The organism is Mesorhizobium sp. M1C.F.Ca.ET.210.01.1.1 (genome assembly GCF_004791585.1).
In the GTDB taxonomy this organism is placed as follows: Bacteria; Pseudomonadota; Alphaproteobacteria; order Rhizobiales; family Rhizobiaceae; genus Mesorhizobium.
In genome coordinates this window covers 21799-41095 of the sequence record NZ_SRUU01000004.1, presented here as the reverse complement: position 1 = coordinate 41095, position 19297 = coordinate 21799, and the positions used below count along the sequence as shown (strand labels likewise).

Annotated in this window: 17 protein-coding genes and 1 riboswitch; of the genes, 9 read left to right on the top strand and 8 right to left on the bottom strand. The window is 65.8% G+C overall.

Annotated features, from left to right (window positions below):
* Position 1 precedes the first annotated feature (1 nt).
* A complete protein-coding gene (locus EN853_RS05995) occupies positions 2 to 769 on the top strand; it encodes a cobalt-precorrin-6A reductase (protein WP_127858812.1) in 768 nt (255 codons plus the stop codon).
* Here the strand turns inward: EN853_RS05995 and EN853_RS05990 are convergent.
* From EN853_RS05990 to EN853_RS05955, 8 genes are all read right to left on the bottom strand, one after another.
* The gene (locus EN853_RS05990; RefSeq protein WP_127858813.1) at positions 733 to 1497 is read right to left on the bottom strand and encodes a precorrin-3B C(17)-methyltransferase; all 765 of its coding nucleotides are present in this window, start codon (positions 1495 to 1497) and stop codon (positions 733 to 735) included. The genes EN853_RS05995 and EN853_RS05990 overlap by 37 nt on opposite strands.
* Positions 1494 to 2252 carry a precorrin-2 C(20)-methyltransferase gene (locus EN853_RS05985; RefSeq protein WP_127858814.1) on the bottom strand — a complete coding sequence of 253 codons (759 nt, stop codon included), beginning with the start codon at positions 2250 to 2252 and terminating at the stop codon, positions 1494 to 1496. The genes EN853_RS05990 and EN853_RS05985 overlap by 4 nt, the downstream gene beginning before the upstream one ends.
* Positions 2249 to 2881, bottom strand: coding sequence for a precorrin-8X methylmutase (locus EN853_RS05980; RefSeq protein WP_127858815.1), 633 nt, complete (start codon positions 2879 to 2881; stop codon positions 2249 to 2251). Before EN853_RS05980 ends, EN853_RS05985 begins: the two co-directional genes overlap by 4 nt.
* Entirely contained in the window at positions 2882 to 4357 is a 1476-nt protein-coding gene (gene cobG / locus EN853_RS05975) for a precorrin-3B synthase (RefSeq protein ID WP_127858816.1), read from the bottom strand.
* Positions 4354 to 7713 carry a cobaltochelatase subunit CobN gene (gene cobN / locus EN853_RS05970; RefSeq protein WP_127858817.1) on the bottom strand — a complete coding sequence of 1120 codons (3360 nt, stop codon included), beginning with the start codon at positions 7711 to 7713 and terminating at the stop codon, positions 4354 to 4356. Before cobN ends, cobG begins: the two co-directional genes overlap by 4 nt.
* Before the next feature lie 17 nt (positions 7714 to 7730).
* Complete coding sequence (gene cobW / locus EN853_RS05965) at positions 7731 to 8768, bottom strand: cobalamin biosynthesis protein CobW (protein WP_127858818.1); 1038 nt, start codon at positions 8766 to 8768, stop codon at positions 7731 to 7733.
* Positions 8769 to 8770: 2 nt separating this feature from the next.
* Positions 8771 to 9199: a DUF1636 family protein gene (locus EN853_RS05960; protein ID WP_127858819.1), complete on the bottom strand. Its 429-nt coding sequence runs from the start codon at positions 9197 to 9199 to the stop codon at positions 8771 to 8773.
* A 39-nt stretch (positions 9200 to 9238) separates the two neighbouring features.
* Positions 9239 to 9445, bottom strand: a riboswitch (cobalamin riboswitch).
* A gap of 29 nt (positions 9446 to 9474) precedes the next feature.
* The gene (locus tag EN853_RS05955) at positions 9475 to 10674 is read right to left on the bottom strand and encodes a winged helix-turn-helix domain-containing protein (RefSeq protein ID WP_127858820.1); all 1200 of its coding nucleotides are present in this window, start codon (positions 10672 to 10674) and stop codon (positions 9475 to 9477) included.
* A 336-nt stretch (positions 10675 to 11010) separates the two neighbouring features.
* Between EN853_RS05955 and EN853_RS05950 the strand changes: the two genes are divergently transcribed.
* The 8 genes from EN853_RS05950 to nuoG all read left to right on the top strand — a co-directional run bounded on the left by EN853_RS05950 (position 11011) and on the right by nuoG (position 19296).
* The gene (locus tag EN853_RS05950) at positions 11011 to 11376 is read left to right on the top strand and encodes an NADH-quinone oxidoreductase subunit A (protein ID WP_126088598.1); all 366 of its coding nucleotides are present in this window, start codon (positions 11011 to 11013) and stop codon (positions 11374 to 11376) included.
* On the top strand, positions 11367 to 11948 hold the full coding sequence (locus tag EN853_RS05945; RefSeq protein ID WP_013531090.1) for an NADH-quinone oxidoreductase subunit B: 582 nt from the start codon (positions 11367 to 11369) through the stop codon (positions 11946 to 11948). The genes EN853_RS05950 and EN853_RS05945 overlap by 10 nt, the downstream gene beginning before the upstream one ends.
* A 4-nt stretch (positions 11949 to 11952) precedes the next feature.
* Positions 11953 to 12558 carry an NADH-quinone oxidoreductase subunit C gene (locus EN853_RS05940; protein ID WP_127858821.1) on the top strand — a complete coding sequence of 202 codons (606 nt, stop codon included), beginning with the start codon at positions 11953 to 11955 and terminating at the stop codon, positions 12556 to 12558.
* Between the two features lie 9 nt (positions 12559 to 12567).
* Positions 12568 to 13758, top strand: a complete 1191-nt coding sequence (locus tag EN853_RS05935; protein ID WP_127858822.1) for an NADH-quinone oxidoreductase subunit D — start codon at positions 12568 to 12570, stop codon at positions 13756 to 13758.
* Positions 13759 to 15066 carry an NADH-quinone oxidoreductase subunit E gene (locus tag EN853_RS05930; protein ID WP_127858823.1) on the top strand — a complete coding sequence of 436 codons (1308 nt, stop codon included), beginning with the start codon at positions 13759 to 13761 and terminating at the stop codon, positions 15064 to 15066.
* A 10-nt stretch (positions 15067 to 15076) separates the two neighbouring features.
* On the top strand, positions 15077 to 16381 hold the full coding sequence (gene nuoF, locus EN853_RS05925; RefSeq protein ID WP_126088602.1) for an NADH-quinone oxidoreductase subunit NuoF: 1305 nt from the start codon (positions 15077 to 15079) through the stop codon (positions 16379 to 16381).
* 75 nt (positions 16382 to 16456) lie between these two features.
* Positions 16457 to 17140: an NADH-ubiquinone dehydrogenase gene (locus tag EN853_RS05920; protein ID WP_127858824.1), complete on the top strand. Its 684-nt coding sequence runs from the start codon at positions 16457 to 16459 to the stop codon at positions 17138 to 17140.
* 74 nt (positions 17141 to 17214) lie between these two features.
* Positions 17215 to 19296: an NADH-quinone oxidoreductase subunit NuoG gene (nuoG, locus tag EN853_RS05915; RefSeq protein WP_127858825.1), complete on the top strand. Its 2082-nt coding sequence runs from the start codon at positions 17215 to 17217 to the stop codon at positions 19294 to 19296.
* Position 19297 lies beyond the last annotated feature (1 nt).

Below are 19297 nucleotides of genomic sequence, written 5' to 3'. Positions count from 1 at the left end.
GATGACCCACCGCATCCTGATCCTCGGCGGAACCACGGAAGCCCGGCAACTGGCGGGAAAGCTGGCGCGTCGCGACGATTTCTCGGTCACGCTGTCGCTGGCCGGCCGCACGGAAAGCCCGGTCGCGCAAGGCGTTCCGGTGCGCGTCGGCGGCTTTGGCGGCGCCGAAGGGCTGGCGGCCTATCTTCGCGGGGAACACATCTGCCTGCTGATCGACGCCACGCACCCTTACGCTGCGCGCATTTCGGCCAATGCCGCTGCGGCTGCCAAGCAAGTTGGCATGCCGATCCTCGCGCTGCGTCGTCCCGGCTGGGAACCTGTCGCCGGCGATCGCTGGACGCTGGTGGATAGCGTCGCGGAAGCTGCAGGAGCGCTTGGCACGCCGCCGCGTCGCGTCTTGCTGGCGATTGGTCGGCAGGAGGCCGGCGCCTTCGAGGCCGCACCGCAGCACCACTATCTCATTCGCAGCGTCGATCCGGTCGAGCCGAAGCTGGCCCTGCCCGATGCGCTCTATCTGCTGGCGCGTGGACCGTTTCCGGAAGCCGATGAACGGGCACTGCTCGAAAAATATGGCATCGATGCCGTCGTTTCGAAGAACAGCGGCGGCGAGGCGACCTACGGCAAGATCGCCGCAGCGCGGGCACTCGGCATCGAGGTGATCATGGTTCGCCGGCCACCGCTGCCGGACGTGCCTTCGGCTGAAACCGTCGATGCGCTTGCCGCAATGGTCGATCATCTGTTCGAGCCCGTTGCCGACCGCGGCGTGTAGACCAGCGCGGGCCGCTCGTTGCGCTTGATGATCCGGGTCTCGGGTGAGCCGATGATGATGCAGGTCGCCATGTCGGCCTTTGCCGCATCGGCGTCCGCCAGAAGGTAGACATCGATACGCTCGTCGGGCCGGCCGGCGGCGCGGCCGAAGATCACCGGCGTGGTGCCGGGCAGGATCGCCTTCAGGCATTCGAAGGCGCGGCCAAGCTGCCAGGGGCGGGCCTTGCTGATTGGATTATAGAGCGCGATGACGAAGCCGGCGCCGGCAGCCGCCAGCAGGCGCAGTTCGATCAGGTCCCACGGCTTCAGATTGTCGGACAGCGAGATGGCGCAGAAGTCGTGGCCAAGCGGCGCGCCGATGCGGGCGGCGACCGCGAGCATGGCCGTGACGCCGGGAACGACCGCGAGGTCGATGGCGCGCCATTCGGCCGGGCCGCCCTCGATCGCCTCGCATATGGCCCCCGCCATCGCAAAGACGCCGGGGTCGCCGCCGGACACGACGGCGACATTGTGGCCTTCGGCAGCCTTGGCCAATGCCTCGTTGGAGCGGGCGAGCTCCTCGCGGTTGTCGGAGGCGATGCGGGTCTGGTCCGGCCTCAGTTCAAGGCGGTCGAGATAGGGTGTGTAGCCATAGAAGAAGGTAGCCTCGGCCACGGCGCGGCTTGCCTGTGGCGTGACCTGGTCGGCGTTGCCGGGACCAAGGCCGATGACGGTGAGGCGGCCGCTCATGGCTTTGCTCCGGGGGCTCCGGGTCGGGCGGACCAGCCGGCGACCAGCACGATGGCGAAATAGGGCGCCTTGTCGTCCGGCTTTTCGGCAAGCCGCATGGAGACACTTCCCGGCATGGTGCCGCGCTCGATATAGACGGCTTTGGCCAGCTTGCCTGTCGCTTCCAGCGCGCGGCGGATTTTTGGCAGGTTGCGGCCGACCTTCATGATGACGGCGGCATCGGTGTCGGCCAGCCGTCGCGTCAGCTCGAACTCGCTCATCGTGCCGGGCAGCACGGTCAGGACGTCATCGCCCTGGACGATCGGCAGGCCGGTCGCCGACCAGCAGCCGGACATGGCGGTAATGCCGGGGATGACCTCGGTCGGGAAGCGGTGCGCGAGCCGCACATGCAGGTGCATGTAGGAACCGTAGAAGAGCGGATCGCCTTCCGACAGCACAGCCACCATCCTGCCGGCGCCAAGATGCTCGGCGACCTGTTCGGCCGACTGTTCGTAGAAATCGGCGATCTGAGAGCGGTAGTCGTCGTGATCCTTGTCGATCTCGGTCGTCACCGGATAGAGCAGCGGCAGCTCGATCATGTCCGGCCGGAAGCGGGCCTCGACGATGGCGCGCGCATTGCTGTTGTTGCCGCGCTTGGCGAAATAGGCGACGACGTCGGCCTCGGCCAGCGCGCGCGCCGCCTTAAGCGTCAGAAGTTCAGGATCGCCGGGACCCGTGCCGACGCCGACAAGACGGCCTTTTACGATCGCGTTCACAGGCCCGGCCTCGCCAATGAATTGAGCGCGGCCGCCGTCATGGCGCTGCCGCCCAGCCTGCCGCGCACGATGGCGTAGGGCACGCCATAGGAATTCTCGGCCAGCGCATCCTTGGATTCGGCGGCACCCACGAAGCCGACCGGCATGCCGATGATTGCCGCCGGCTTCGGCGCGCCATCGCGTAGTTTTTCGAGCAGATAGAAAAGCGCGGTCGGCGCGTTGCCGATGGCGACGACCGATCCGGCCATGCGCTCGCCCCAGAGGTCGATCGCCGCGGCCGAGCGCGTGTTGCCGATTTCCTTGGCGATCTCCGAGGTGCGCGGGTCGCGCAGCGTGCAGATCACGTCGTTGCCGGCCGGCAGCCGAGCGCGGGTGACGCCATGGGCGACCATTTCGGCATCGCAGAAGATTGGCGCGCCGGCGGCAAGGGCCGTGCGCGCGGAGGCAACGAAATCGCTGGAGAAAATGAAATGGCTTGCGGCTTCGACCTGGCCGCAGGCATGGATCATGCGGATCGCGACATCGGCTTCCGCGTCGGAGAAGCGCGAAAGATCCGCCTCGGCGCGGATGATGGCGAAGGAGCGCTCGTAGATCGCCATGCCGTCATGGATATAGTCGTAGGCGGCCATTCACTGGTTCCGTCGATAGAGTTCGGCGATGCCGGCTGCGCCAAGCCTTGCCAGGCAGGCGGCAGCGGTTTCGCCCTGATGTCTTTGCGCGCGCACCGCGGCAAGGATGCCGCCGATGCCTTGCGCGGCGTCATAGCCCGGCCTGTATCCGGCAGGAAGGGCCTTTGCCGTCCCGTCCACGACAAGTCCGGCTCCGTTTTCGTCGCCGAACAAAGTGAGTGCTGCAGGGCCGGGATGCGCGCAGCCCTTGGCGCAGCCGGAAATGTGCAGTGTGAGCGAGGCGTCGAGGACGCCGGCGCTTTCCTTTGCGATGGTCTCGGCGATGGTGCGGGTGGCGATGCGGCCGGAAGCGCAGGCCGGCATGCCGGGGCAGGCTGCGATGCGGGTGCGCGGGTCGGCTGGGGAGGTGACGAAGCCGAGGGCTGTGGCGGAATTTTGCAGATTGGGGCAGACGGATGCGGAAACGCCTAGGAAGAGCAGGGCGCGGCCGGGGGCTAGGCGGATTTCGGTCGAGCCAAGTTTCGTGGCTTGGCAGGCGAGGTCAATGAGGGATTGCGCCGGCATGCTGCCGAAGGGCAGGGCGATGCCAACGGCGTGGCCGTTGTTCAGGTTGAGGAGGCCAATCGGTGAGCGATAGCGCTCTACGGCGCCCCCCTCTGTCCTGCCGGACATCTTCCCCACTTGGGAGGAGATTGGGCTGTCGCCGCCGGTTTCGCCATTCTCCAACACCGACCGTTGGGAGCCGGCGCGCAAGCTGCCGATCTCCCCCCTTGTGGGGGAGGTGTCCTGCAGGACAGAGGGGGGCGCGAAGGAATGCCAGCCTGAGAGAGAGGCCAACTGTCTCTCGGACAAATCTCGCGTATGCGCCTCTCTGCCTTTTTCGGCGACCATTCTCAGAGCAGCAACGGTGATGTCGCGCGCTGCATCAGCATCGACCACCGCGAGAGACTTTGCACTGCGCGCGTCCCCGGCGACCGCCACGTTCCACAGAACTTCGTCAGCGCTACGCACGGCAGTCAGCCTTACATCAGCCGCCACCGCATCCATCGTCAGCTGTCCGCCGCCGTCGACAATCACCGACGCCTTGGGTCCCAGCCTTGCCGTCAGTCCGGCCTCGTCAATCGCCGCCCGGACCCGCTCGGCCAGCAGGCGCGGATCGGCGATCTCCTGCGGGTCGATGCCCGCCAGCGGCCCGGTCTCGACCGGCACGCCAGTCCGCGCCGCAATGCCCAGCGCATCCACTTCCGTCGCCAGCAGCTTCGCGCTTTCGGCGGTCAGGCCGCGGATTTGCAGGCTGCCGCGTGCGGTCACTTCGATGATGCCGTTGCCATGGCGCAAGGCGGATTCGCAGAGTCCGATCAGCGACTTGGGAGGGAGTCCTCCAGTGACCGGATTGAGCCGCGCCAAAAGCCCGTCGCCGGTTTGCATCGGAGCACTGAGAGCAGGGCAAGCGCCGCGGCGCGAGAATACGTTCATGCCGCCACTCCTTGCGCCTCGGCGATCAAAGCCGCGAGATCGTCGTCGATGGAATTCCTGAGCGGATGCCAGAGGCCCCGACGTCGCGCCGAAAGGAGGCGCTCGGCAATGACCTTTGCGGCGGCAGGATTTTCGCGCAGCAGGAAGGCACGAACGTCCGCATCGCCGAGATAGGCGTCGTGCACCGCCTCGATCAGCGCGCCCGAAATCGCGTGCGTGGTCTCGGCGAAACCGACGAGACGGTCGACCGTTTCGGCGAATTCGGAGGCGCCGCGCGGACCATGGCGCATCTGGCCGGCGATGAAGCGCGGGTTGACCGCGCGGGCGCGGACCACTCTGGCCACCGCTTCGGCGACCGAGCGCGGCTTCGGCTTCTTCGGGTCGGTTGTGTCGAGCACGATGACGTCGGCATTCCGGCCGAGCGCGGCGAGGGCAGCCGAAAACCCGCCGATAAAGGCGACATCGGCAGAGCCTTCGAGGATGTCGCGGCCCGGGTCGTCGCCGGTGTGGACGAGCAGGTCGGCTTCGGCGATACGGCCCACGAAGGCTCCGGGCGCCGAGATCGCCTCACCCTCGGCGCCGCCATAGGCGTGCGAGGTGGCGTCGAGATAGGCGCGGCCGATCTCCTCGCGCACGCCCCATTCGCCGCGCGACAGCAAATCCTCGACGCCGGCACCGTAGGTGCCGGGCGAGGTGCCGAAGATGCGCGGTCCGATCTTGCCCGCGGCTCGTGTCGCGGCTGCGAGGGGATTTTCGGAATCATCCTCGTCGCGGCTGGCGACGGCGCCGGCTGCGGCGTCGATCAGCGCGATCTGGGTCGGGAACATGTCGCGGAACAGGCCGGAGATGCGCCAGGTGACGTCGACCCGCGGGCGGCCGAGCACCGCCGGCGGCAGCACCTCGATGCCGGTGACGCGGCCGGTGGCGGCATCCCATTGCGGCCGGCAGCCCATCAGCGCCAGGCCCTGGGCGATCTCCTCGCCGCCGGTGCGCAAGGAGGCTGAACCCCAGAGGTCGATGACCAGCGAGCGCGGCCAGTCGCCATGGCTCTGCATGTAGCTGCGCATGACTTCTGCGGCCGCTGTCTGGCCGAGATCATAGGCGGTCGGCGTCGGCATGGTGCGCGGATCGGAGGTGAACAGGTTGCGGCCGGTCGGCAGCACGTCGGAGCGGCCACGCGCCGGCGCGCCAGCCGGGCCTGCCTTGATGTGGCGACCATCGAGCGCGGCGAGCAGGGCCGTCTTTTCGGCTTCCGCGCTTTGCTGGCGCAGCGGATCAACCTCGCCATCGGGCGAGCGGCCATAGATATGCAGCCCGTCCTTGACGGCGAAATCCTTGAGATCGCACAGCCAGGCATCGATGCGGCGCAGTGCTTCGTCCGGAGCATCGGTGCCGGCAACGCCGGCCTCGGCCGCCAGACCGGATTTTTGCGCAGTTTCGACAATAAGCCTGGCCAGGCGGTCGCGGCGGCGGCGGTCCAGGCCGTCGGCCTGGGCGTATTCGTCGACCAGCCGCTCCAGACGCTGCTGCGCCTCGTCGAGGCCGGCTCCGGTGAGCGGCGGCGGCAGATGGCCAAGCGTGACGGCCGAAATCCGGCGCTTGGCCTGCGCGGCCTCGCCGGGATTGGAGACAATGAAGGGATAGATGACCGGCAATGAGCCGGTGACGATCTCGGGGAAGCAGGCGCCCGAGAGGGCAACCGTCTTGCCCGGCAGCCATTCCAGCGTGCCGTGCGCGCCGACATGGACGATGGCGTGGACGCCGGGCGATTTTTGCAGCCAGAGTCCGAAGGCGATCAGTTTGTGGCGTGGGGGCAGGGACGGATCGTGGTAGTCGGCGCGGCGGTCGGCGGAACGGCCGCGATCGGGGGCCAAGGCTACAGTGATGTTCCCGAAGGTGGCGGCGCGGAAGGGGAAGCGTTGTTCGGGCGCATTGACGTGAGCTTCGTTATTGGCTCTTCCCCAAGCGGCCTCAACCGCGTCGCGGGCGGCTTCGGGCAACTCCGCCAACAAACGCAGGTAGTCGCCCATGCCCAACGGGTGCTCAGCAGCGTCCAGCGCATCCAACAACTCACGCGGCGATTGCGGAATCGCTTCAACTGCATAGCCCTGTTCCTGCAGGTCATGCAGCATGGCGAGCACGCTCGAAGGTACATCCAAGCCGACAGCGTAGCCCGTGCGGCCGGGTGCACTTGGATAGTCGGGAATCAGGATCGCCAGCTTGCGCTTTGCCCGCTCGGTCCGCTGCAGATGGACGAAGGCGGCGATGCGGGCGGCAACCTGTACCACTCGGTCAGCTTCCGGGCGGTTGGCGAAGGCACGGAAGGCCAGCGCCGGATCGGTCTCGACTTCGCCCTTGAAGGAGATCGCGCCGGCGAGGATACGGCCGTCGAGCTCGGGCAGCACGACGTGCATGGCGAGATCGGCCGGCGCCAGACCGCGCTGGTTCTTCTCCCAGACCTCGCGCCTCGTCGTGGCGACGATGACCTGGAAGACCGGCACGCCGGCGCGGTCGAAGAGCGTTTCCGCGCCCGGTTCGGCGCCGGAGGCGAAGGCGGTGGCGGTGACGATGGCTGACGGGTTCAGCGAGGCGAGGGCGGTTTCGACGAAGGCAAGCGACGTCGGATCCTTCAGGCTGGAAACGAAGATCGGCACGGGCTCCATGCTCTGCGAGCGCAGCGCCTCAACGAGGGCGTCGATTGGCGCAACGTCGGCCGCCAGAAGCATTGAGCGATAGAAGAGGATGGGAATGATGGGGGAGCCGATATTGCCGGCGCTGGACGGAGCTAGCTTTGCGACAACTCCTCGTCCCGGTTGATAATATCCCGCCTTCGGCACGCCCACCGGCTCGGCCACCTCGGCCTCCGACCCCGCCAGCCGTGCCAGTCTCTTCACCAGCGCCGCCATGTTCGCCGGGCCGCCTTCGCGGAAATAGCCGAGCAGGGCGTCGAGCTCGACGCGCGGCAAGGTCGAGCCTTCGATCAGCCGCAGATCCTCGTCATGGCTTTCGCCGGGCAGCAGCGCCAGCTTGATGCCGCGCTCGCGCGCGGCTGTCGCCAATTGGTCGCAGCCATAGCGCCACCAGTCGTAACCGCCGAGGATACGGACCAGAACCACCTTGGCATGGCGGGCTACGCTGTCGATCCAGAGGTCGACCGACATCGGATGGCGCAGATCGCGAAGTGCCGCGAGCCGCATCGAGGGCAAGCGCTCAGCATCCGCCTTCCAGGCGGTGGCCAGTCCGGCGAGATCGCTGTCGGTGAAGGACAGCGCCACGACATCCGCAGGCGTCTGCCTGAGGTCGACCGGCTCGGCGAGATCGTCGAGCGAGGCGGATGTCGCGGTGAGGATATGCATCGCTTTTCGTACTGGCCTCAGCCGGCGAGGATACTCTCGATCGCCGGGCGGTTCAGCCCCTTGAGGCCGATGACGACGAGCCGTGAGCGGCGGTCGTCCTCGGCCGTCCAGGCGCGGTCGTAATAATGGTTGACGCGCGGGCCGACAGCCTGGAGAAGCAGCCGCATCGGCTTGCCGCCGACCTCGACGAAGCCTTTGACGCGCAGCACGTTTTCCTGCTCGGCGGCAAGGGCAACGCGCTTGGCAAGATCGTCCGGACTGGCGATGGACGGGATGTCGATGACGAAGGAGTCAAAATCGTCGTGCTCGTGGTCGAGCTCGTCGTCGTGGTGCGTCTTGCGGTTCTCGATGTCGTCCTCGACGGCAAGCCCGAGACCGAGCAGCACCGACGGGTCGACCTTGCCCTGCGCGGTCGGCACGACCTTGACGGCGCGCGCCACATGCTCGCCGATGACGGCATTGGCACGCTCCGACCCTGCCGCGTCCATCAGGTCGCTCTTCGACAGGATGACAAGGTCGGCGCAGGCGATCTGGTCCTCGAACACCTCCTCGACCGGGTCGTCATGGTCGAGGGAATCGTCGGCGGCGCGCTGCGCCTGCAGGGCATCCATGTCGGACGCGACGCGGCCATCGGCCAGCGCCGGACCGTCGACAACGGCAATGACGCCGTCGACGGTGACGCGGCTCTTCACGCTCGGCCATTGGAAGGCCTGCACAAGCGGCTTCGGCAGAGCGAGGCCGGAGGTCTCGATCAGGATGTGGTCGACCTTCGGCGTCCGCGACAGGATCTGGTCGAGCGCCGGCACGAAATCGTCGGCGACGGTGCAGCAGATGCAGCCATTGGCGAGCTCGACGATGTTTTCCTCCGGGCAGGTCTCGATGCCGCAACCCTTGAGGATCTCGCCATCGATGCCGACATCGCCGAACTCGTTGACGATAATCGCCAGTCGCTTGCCCTTGGCGTTTTCAATGAGGTTGCGGATCAGCGTCGTCTTGCCGGCACCGAGGAAGCCGGTGACGACGGTGCAGGGGACACGGGAAACGGAGGCGTTCATGGTCAGTCCTTCAGGAGGTCGAGGGGAGGGATGCGGGCAACCAGGCCGCGCTTGAGGGAATCCGGCCGGCCGCGCCAGGGGATCAGGCCATCGGTCGCGGTGGCGAACAGTTTTGCGCCGGCGACGAGGTCGGGGCCGCTGGTCGTCTCCAGGTCGCCGAAGACGTAGCTCCAGCAGCCGTCACGCAGGAGCGCGGCGCTGAGCCGGCGCTTGCAATTGCCGAGGCATTCGACGGTGCGGACGCGGATATCCTGGCCCGACGCGGCGCGGCGCGTGTCCTCGGCCAGGAGCGCGCCGGCGCGCGGATGCGCGTCCGAACCGGTCTCGTCGCGGCAGGACGAGCAGACGATAACGGTCACGCCAGCGAGTGCGTCGCCGGGCTCGGACGGAACGTCCACGATATTAGCCGGAAAACTGCCGTTGCGATCCAAAACCAGGCTCCTTGCCCGGAAAACCCGCCAGGCGATCGGATACTTAAAGTCCCAGACGGCAGGTCTCCTGGCTCGCGCTTCATTGCCTTGGCGCCGCCTTCCCGGGAACATCCCAGTGGTTTTCGGCTGAGGCTCGTCGCTTACAGTTGCGGGGACAGCCGCGGATTTGGGATTTTCGAGCCCCGCACCGCATTCCCTCTTGGCTCCTCCCCTTGCCGGGAGAAGACCGTCTGCGGCGGATTTAGGCTTACCTATGGGGGCGTGTCAACGCACGGCTACGACACGGGAATGTCGGCTAGCGCCGGCCCGAGGTCGCCGGCCGGGGTCACCGCGATGTGCTCCAGGCCAAGCCAGGATTGCATCTGCTTCAGCTCTTCCAGCAACTGCGCAGCCGTTTCGGGCGGAGCGCCAGCCTCGGCATAGGCGGCATGGACGCGCAACACACTGGCCGGCCGGTCGGCCCGCAGGTCGACTCGGGCGACGATCCGGTCGCCGAGCAGGAACGGCAGCACGTAATAGCCATACTGGCGCTTTTCGGCCGGAGTGTAGATTTCGATGCGATAGCGGAAGTCGAACAGCTTTTCGGTGCGCGTGCGTTCGAAGACGACCGGATCGAACGGCGCGAGCAGGGCGCGCGCCTCGATCCGGCGCGGGAAACGGGCGTCCTTGTGCAGATAGGCGGTCTTGTCCCAGCCTTCGACCTTCACCGGCAGCAGCTCGCCCAATTCGACCAGTTCATCGATCCTGTCTTTCGTATCGCCTGGCGCCAGCCGGAAATAGTCGCGCAGGTCGCCATAGGTGGCGATGCCATGGGCGCGGGCGGAAATGCGCAGCAATTCGCGATGCGCGTCCTCGACCGACGGCGCAGGCAGATCGAGGACGGCCTGCGGCAGCACGCGTTCCGGCAGGTCGTAATAGCGTTCGAAGCCGCGCCGGTAGGCGGTGGTGATGCGTCCGGCCCAGAACAGCCACTCGAAGGCATGCTTGGCCTCGCTCCAACCCCACCAGCCGCCATTGCCCTTGTGGCCCTCGATATCGGAAGCGGCGATCGGTCCGCGTTCGGCGACTTGCCCGTAGATCTCCTCGATCATCTTCTTGCGCTCCCGGCCCCATTTGGCGAGGCCGAGATACATCTCCTCGCCTTGCTCGGCCCGCTGCATGCGCCAGCGCATCAGCGGGTAAGTCTCGACCGGAAGGAAGGATGCCTCATGCGCCCAATATTCGAAGACGCTTCGCTTGCGAGTGACCGCCGCATTGTCGAGCAGCGTGAGCGGGTAGGGGCCGAGGCGCGAATAAAGCGGCATATAATGGGCGCGGACCACCGCGCTGACGGAATCGATCTGCAACAAGCCGGTTCGCGAGAGCACGCGAGCGAGGTGCCTGCGGTTGGGCTCTCCGCCCGGGCGAGGGTCCGTAAAGCCCTGGGCGCCAAGCGCGATGCGCCTGGCCGTGCGAAGCGAGATCTTTTCCTTCATCAGCTACCTTTGCCTCTGATCCTTTGCCGGGATTTTTAGCCGGTGATTCCGGCCATGCTAGCAAGCAAATGGCGGGAGATATGTCAGGAGAGAAAAGTGGAGTAAAAGGTGAAGGAAATCAAACAGGAGCGGATCGGACCACTTTCTTCCGATATGGCGTCCAGGGCCGCGTTTTGAACAAGGTTTGACTTGCTTCGCCGAAACCGCTGCGCTAACCCTCGCCGCGTCGCAGCATAGGGCTCCTAAAACGGTTCAGCGGGTTAAACTGTCACGCTTCCGCATTAGAGTCCGTTGCTGTAATCAAAGTGAACTGGCCCGCCAAAGGAAAGTCGCCGCATGGCCGCACTCCTAAGTTCGTACCTGCCCATCGTCCTCTTCATCGCCGTGGCGATGGTCGTCGGTCTCGCACTGATCATCGCGCCGTTCCTGGTGGCCTACCGCAATCCCGACCCGGAAAAGCTTTCCGCCTATGAATGCGGGTTCAACTCGTTCGACGACGCCCGCATGAAGTTCGACATCCGCTTCTACCTGGTGTCGATCCTGTTCATCATCTTCGATCTCGAGGTCGCCTTCCTGTTCCCCTGGGCGGTGTCCTTCTCCAAGCTCGGCATGCTCGGCTTCTGGTCGATGATGGTCTTTCTGGCGGTGCTGACCATCGGCTTTGCCTACGAGTGGAAGAAAGGAGCGCTGGAATGGGATTGAACGACAGTTCAGGCACCCTCGTCGCGCCGAAGCCCAAGGGCATCATCGACCCCAACACCGGCAGGCCGGTGGGGGAGGACGATCCCTTCTTCCTCGAAATCAACAATGAGCTGGCCGACAAGGGTTTCCTTGTCACCTCGACTGAGGCGCTGATCACCTGGGCGCGCAGCGGCTCGCTGATGTTCATGACCTTCGGCCTTGCCTGCTGCGCGGTCGAGATGATCCACACCTCAATGCCGCGCTACGACAGCGAGCGTTTCGGCGTCGCGCCGCGCGCCTCTCCGCGCCAGTCCGACATCATGATCGTCGCCGGCACGCTGACCAACAAGATGGCGCCGGCGCTGCGCAAGGTCTACGACCAGATGCCGGAGCCGCGCTACGTCATCTCGATGGGCTCCTGCGCCAATGGCGGTGGCTATTACCACTATTCCTATTCGGTGGTGCGCGGCTGCGACCGCATCGTGCCGGTCGACATCTATGTGCCCGGCTGCCCGCCGAGCGCGGAAGCGCTGCTCTACGGCATTCTCCTTCTGCAGAAGAAGATCCGCCGCACCGGCACGATCGAACGGTGAGCCGATGACCCAGGCGTTGAACGAACTCTCCACCTATCTCGGCGAGAAGCTGGCCGGCCGCATCGGCGAAGCTGTGCTTGCCTATGGCGAGCTGACGGTTTCCGTCGAGCCCGGCAATCTGATCGAGGTGGCGACCTTTCTGCGCGACGATCCGCGCTGCCAGTTCATCTCGATCATCGACATTTCCGGCGCGGACTATCCGTCGCGCGCCAAGCGCTTCGACGTCGTCTACCACCTTTTGTCGCCAAAGCAGAATGTCCGCATCCGCCTGAAAGTCCAGGCCGACGAGGAGACGCTGGTGCCGTCGCTGACCGCCGTCTATCCCGGCGCCGACTGGTATGAGCGCGAGACGTACGACCTTTACGGCGTGCTGTTCTCCGATCATCCGGATCTGCGCCGCATCCTCACCGACTACGGCTTTGACGGCCATCCGTTGCGCAAGGATTTCCCGCTTACCGGCTTCGTCGAGGTGCGCTACGACGACGAAGCCAAGCGCGTGATCTACGAGCCGGTCGAGCTCAAGCAGGAATTCCGCAATTTCGATTTTCTTTCTCCTTGGGAAGGGACGGACTACGTCCTGCCGGGGGATGAAAAAGCCAAGACGAATTGAGGCGCCAGAATGGCTGAGACCTCCGTCCGCAATTTCAACATCAACTTCGGGCCCCAACACCCTGCGGCACATGGCGTTTTGCGCCTGGTGCTTGAGCTGGATGGCGAGGTGGTCGATCGCGTCGACCCGCATATCGGGCTGCTCCATCGCGGCACCGAGAAGCTGATCGAGGCCAAGACCTATCTGCAGGCGGTGCCTTATCTCGACCGGCTCGACTATTGCGCGCCGATGAACCAGGAGCACGCCTTCGCTCTGGCCGCCGAGCGACTGCTCGGCATCGAAGTGCCGAAGCGAGGCCAGCTGATCCGTGTGCTCTATTCCGAAATGGGCCGCATCATGTCGCACATCCTCAATGTGACGACGCAGGCGATGGACGTCGGAGCGCTAACCCCGCCACTGTGGGGCTTCGTCGAGCGCGAAAAGCTGATGGTGTTCTATGAACGCGCCTCCGGCTCGCGCATGCATGCCGCCTATTTCCGGCCGGGCGGCGTGCACCAGGACCTGCCGCAGAAACTGATCGAGGACATCGGCAAGTGGATCGACCCGTTCCTGAAGTCGATCGACGACCTCGACGCGCTGCTCACCCCCAACCGCATCTTCAAGCAGCGCAATGTCGATATCGGCACGGTGTCGCTGGCCGATGCCTGGGCCTGGGGCTTTTCGGGCGTGATGGTGCGCGGCTCGGGCGCCGCCTGGGACCTGCGCAAGGCGCAGCCCTATGAATGCTATTCCGAAATGGATTTCGACATCCCGATCGGCAAGAACGGCGACTGCTACGACCGTTATCTGGTGCGCATGGAAGAGATGCGCCAGTCGGCGAAGATCATGCGCCAGTGCGTCGACCTGCTGCTCGGCAAGGAAAGCGCCGGTCCGGTGTCGAACCTCGACGGCAAGGTGGTGCCGCCGAAACGCGCGGCCATGAAGCGCTCGATGGAAGCGCTGATCCATCACTTCAAGCTTTACACCGAGGGCTATCGCGTTCCGGCGGGCGAAGTCTATGCGGCCGTCGAGGCGCCCAAGGGCGAGTTCGGCGTCTATCTCGTCTCAGACGGCACCAACAAGCCCTACCGCTGCAAGCTGCGCGCGCCAGGCTTCGCGCATCTGCAGGCCATGGATTTCCTGTGCCGCGGCCACATGCTGGCCGACGTCACCGCCGTGCTTGGCTCCCTCGACATCGTGTTTGGTGAGGTCGATCGCTAAATGTCAGTCCGCCGTCTCGCAGATGCCAGCGTCCAGCCAGCCTCCTTCGCCTTCAACAAGGCGAACACGGCGGCGGCCAAGCAGTGGATCGCCAAATATCCGAAAGGGCGCGAGCAGTCGGCGATCATCCCGCTGCTGATGCTGGCGCAGGAGCAGGAAGGCTGGGTCACCAAGGCGGCGATCGAGACGATCTCCGACATGCTCGGCATGCCGCGCATCCGCGGCCTCGAGGTCGCGACCTTCTACACACAGTACCAGCTCAATCCGGTCGGCACCCGTGCCCACATCCAGGTCTGCGGCACCACGCCCTGCATGTTGCGCGGCTCGGAAGCGCTGATGGATGTCTGCCGCTCGAAGATCCATCACGATCAGTTCCACACCAATGAAAAAGGCACGCTGTCGTGGGAGGAGGTCGAATGCCTCGGCGCCTGCGTCAACGCGCCGATGGTGATGATCTTCAAGGACACGTTTGAGGACCTGACGCCGGAGCGCCTGGCCGAGATCATCGATCTCTATGAGGCCGGCAAGGGCGCCACTGTAAAGCCCGGCCCGCAGAACGGCCGCACGGGTTCGGAGCCTGCTTCCGGTCTCACGACGCTCACGAGCGAGAAGGCGATCCTGAAGGCGACCCGCGACAAGGAAGCCAAGGCCGCGGCGAAGGCGGCCAGGCAAGCCGCTGCCGCGGCACCGGCCGCTGCTCCTGCCGCCGTCGTCTCGCAGGCGCCTGCCGCGCCGGCGGCCTCGGGTCCGGTCGGGCCTTCGAAAAGCGGCAAGCCGAAAACCGACGCACCCGAAACCAGCCCGGCGCTGAAGACGCCGTCGCCGGTCAAGGTTTCGCCGGCCACCGAGAAGGCGGCCAGCGTCAGGGCGCCGCGCCACTCCGCGGCCAACGCCAACCAGGCTTCTCCCGAAGTCGAAGGGGTCTCGAAGCCGCGCAGCGGGCCGATAACCAAGGCCGAGCCGGCCTCCGCCTTCAAGTCGCCCGAAACCAAGCAGCCAGCCACCAAAACCGCGAAGCCATCGCTCGAGGACAAGAACCGCCCGGCCGGCATCGAGCGCCCGGCAACGGTCGACGATCTCAAGCTGATCTCCGGCGTCGGTCCGAAGATCGAAGGCACCTTGCATTCGCTCGGCATCTACACTTTCGGCCAGGTTGCCGCGTGGAAGAAGGCGGAGCGCGAATGGGTCGACGGCTATCTCAATTTCCGTGGCCGCATCGAACGTGACGACTGGGTGAAGCAGGCCAAGGCGCTCGCCAAGGGCGGCGTCGCCGAATACATCCGCGTGTTCGGCAAGAAGCCGGTCTGAGGGACGAACAATGCTTCAGGACAAAGACCGCATCTTCACCAATATCTACGGCCTGTTCGACAAGTCGCTGGCCGGAGCGCAGGCGCGCGGCATCTGGGACGACACGCCCGGCCTTATCGCCAAGGGGCGCGACTGGATCGTCAACGAGATGAAAGCGAGCGGCCTGCGCGGTCGCGGCGGCGCCGGTTTCCCAACCGGCCTCAAATGGTCGTTCATGCCCAAGCAGAGCGACGGGCGGCCGAGCTACCTCGTCATCAATGCCGACGAATCCGAGCCCGGCACCTGCAAGGACCGCGACATCCTGCGCAACGATCCGCACACGCTGGTCGAAGGCGCGCTGGTCGCCGGCTTCGCCATGGGCGCGATCGCCGCCTATATCTATGTGCGCGGCGAGTTCATCCGCGAGCGCGAGGCGCTGCAGCGCGCCATCGACGAGGCCTATGCGGCGAAGCTCATCGGCAAGAACAACACCTCCGGCTACGACTTCGACGTCTACATGCACCATGGCGCCGGGGCCTATATCTGCGGCGAAGAGACGGCGCTGCTCGAAAGCCTCGAAGGCAAGAAGGGCCAGCCAAGGCTGAAGCCGCCGTTCCCGGCCAATGTCGGCCTCTACGGCTGCCCGACCACCGTCAACAACGTCGAATCGATCGCCGTGGCACCGACCATCCTGCGCCGGGGCGCTGCCTGGTTCTCGTCCTTCGGCCGGCCGAACAATGCCGGCACCAAGCTGTTCTGCGTTTCCGGCCACGTCAACAATCCGTGCACCTTCGAAGAGGCGATGTCGATCCCGTTCCGCGAGCTGATCGAGACGCATTGCGGCGGCATCCGGGGCGGCTGGGACAATCTGCTGGCGGTCATCCCGGGCGGCGCCTCGGTGCCGCTGGTGCCGGCGGAGCAGATCATCGATGCGCCGATGGATTTCGACGCGTTGCGCGACCTCAAATCCGGCCTCGGCACGGCGGCCGTCATCGTCATGGACAAGTCGACCGATATCGTGAAGGCGATCGCGCGCCTCTCCTACTTCTACAAGCATGAGAGCTGCGGCCAGTGCACGCCTTGCCGCGAAGGCACCGGCTGGATGTGGCGGGTGATGGAGCGGCTCGTGCGCGGCGAGGCGCAGAAGCGCGAGATCGACATGCTGCTCGACGTCACCAAGCAGGTCGAGGGCCACACGATCTGCGCGCTGGGCGATGCGGCTGCCTGGCCGATCCAGGGCCTGATGCGCCACTTCCGCGGCGAGGTGGAACGCCGTATCGACGAGTTTTCGCGCAACGCGCACCGGGTCGAACCGGTGATGGTGGCGGCGGAATAGAATTTGTGAAGACGGGCAATCGCCCGGGACGGAAAAGCAGGGGCGGGCATACGAAGAAACGACCAGGAGATGTCTATGGCGCCGTATTCGATAGCCTACCCGCTGATGCCCTATTTGGACCAGATCGAGAAGATGAACCAGGACCTGACCAAGATGATGCCGAAGGAGATGGCCAGCGCCGTCAACCTCATGGCGCATCCTGTCGCGGGGACGGCGGCGATGTCGGCGCTCGGCATCGGTTTTGCCAATCACGCGCTTGGCGTCTGGCTGGGAGCGCTCTCCGGCGCCTTCGAGGCGTCGCAGCGCATGTTCCAGCCGTTCCTCGAGGATCTCGAGGCGCGGACCGAAGCGGCCAACAATCTGTCCAAGGCGCGCAAGGCGACCGAGACGCTGATCGCCGAGGCGCAGATATTTGCCAGGGACGTCACCGACATCGCGGCGAACGCCACCGAGAAGGCGCTTGACGCCACAGGCGCCGACACGGTCGCGGAAGCCCCGGCCGGCGGGCTGATGCCGGAAGATTTCAGGCAGCCCACGGCGATCGACAAGCCGGCGACGCCTTCGGATCTGAAGTCGATCTCGGGCATCGGGCCGAAGCTGGAGAAAGTGCTGAACGGCCTCGGCATCTGGACCTATGCCCAGATCGCCGCCTGGACGTCGGGAGAGATCGCCTGGGTCGAGGACTACCTGTCGCTCGCCGGCCGCATCGGCCGCGACGACTGGACCGCCCAAGCGGCGGCGCTGGCCGCGAAGTACTGAGATGAAGTGCCGGGCGCGGCGTCAATCGCGCCCGGAAAGAGAGATTGCGGGAAATCCGCGAGGGTTTGAGGCGAATGGCAAAGCTAAAGGTCGACGGGAAAGAGATCACGGTACCCGACCACTACACGCTGCTGCAGGCGGCCGAGGACGCCGGCGCTGAAGTGCCGCGCTTCTGCTTCCATGAGCGGCTGTCGATCGCCGGCAACTGCCGCATGTGCCTGATCGAGGTGAAGGGCGGCCCGCCCAAGCCGCAGGCCTCCTGCGCCATGGGCGTGCGCGACCTGCGCCCCGGCCCGAACGGCGAGCCGCCGGAGATCTTCACCAACACGCCGATGGTCAAGAAGGCCCGCGAAGGCGTGATGGAGTTCCTGCTGATCAACCATCCGCTGGATTGCCCGATCTGCGACCAGGGGGGTGAGTGCGACCTGCAGGACCAGGCGATGGCCTTCGGCGTCGATTCCTCGCGCTATCATGAGAACAAGCGCGCGGTCGAAGACAAGTATATCGGCCCGCTGGTGAAGACGGTGATGAACCGCTGCATCCACTGCACGCGCTGCGTCCGCTTCACCACCGAGGTCGCCGGCATTTCCGAACTCGGCCTGATCGGCCGCGGCGAGGATGCCGAGATCACCACCTATCTCGAACAGGCGATGACCTCGGAACTGCAGGGCAACGTCATCGACCTCTGCCCGGTCGGCGCGCTGACCTCCAAGCCGTTCGCTTTCCAGGCGCGGCCGTGGGAGCTGACCAAGACGGAATCGATCGACGTCATGGACGCCGTCGGTTCGGCGATCCGCGTCGATTCGAGAGGCCGCGAGGTGATGCGCATCCTGCCGCGCGTCAACGAAGCGGTGAACGAGGAGTGGATTTCCGACAAGACCCGCTTCATCTGGGACGGCCTGCGCACGCAGCGCCTCGATCGCCCCTATGTGCGCAACAACGGCAGGCTCGTTGCGGCAAGCTGGGCGGAAGCTTTTGCGGCGATCAAGGAAGAGGTGGGCAAGACCGCGCCCGAGCGCATCGGCGCCATTGCCGGCGACCTTGCAGCGGTCGAGGAAATCTACGCGCTCAAGCTTCTGATGACGGCGCTCGGCTCCAAGAGCATCGACTGCCGCCAGGATGGCGCAGCGCTCGATCCGTCGCTCGGCCGCGCCAGCTACATCTTCAATCCGACCATCGAGGGCATCGAGCAAGCCGATGCGGTGCTGATCGTCGGTGCCAATCCGCGCTTCGAGGCCTCGGTGCTCAACGCCCGCATCCGCAAGCGCTGGCGCGTCGGCAATTTGCCGGTGGGCGTCATCGGCGAGATCGGCGACACGCGCTACGACTATGAGCTCATCGGCGCCGGCCCTGAATCCCTGAAGGACCTGGCCGACGGCAACGGCAAGTTCTTCGAGGTGCTGAAGAAGGCGGTGCATCCGCTGATCATCGTCGGCCAGGGCGCGTTGGCGCGCGCGGATGGTGCTGCGGTGCTCGGCCAGGCGGCAAAGCTGGCGGCAGCCGTCGATGCGGTCACGGCCGACTGGAACGGCTTTGCGGTGCTGCACAATGCAGCCGCCAGAGTCGGCGGCCTCGATGTCGGCTTCGTGCCGGCCGAGGGCGGCAAGAACGTCGCGGCGATGCTGGGCGATACGGACCTACTGTTCCTGCTTGGCGCCGATGAGATCGACATGGCCAAGACCGGCGGCGCCTTTGTCGTCTATATTGGCACGCATGGCGACGCCGGCGCGCATCGCGCCAATGTCATCCTGCCGGCCGCGGCCTACACGGAAAAATCCGGCACCTATGTCAACACGGAAGGCCGCGTGCAGCAGACCAACCGCGCCGGCTTTGCGCCTGGCGAGGCGCGCGAGGACTGGGCGATCCTGCGGGCGCTTTCAGACGTGCTCGGCAAGAAGCTGCCCTTCGACAGCCTGGCGCAGCTGCGTGCCAAGCTCTATGGCGAATATCCGCATCTCGCCCGCATCGACCAGGTCCTGGCTGGCAGCGCCGACGACATCGCCAAGGCGGCGAAGCTCGGCGGGCGGCTGAACAAGGGCACCTTCACCTCGCCGGTGAAGGACTTCTATCTGACCAACCCGATCGCGCGGGCCTCTGCCGTGATGGCCGAATGCTCGGCGCTGGCCAAGAGCGGCTTCAAGCAGGCGGCAGAATAAG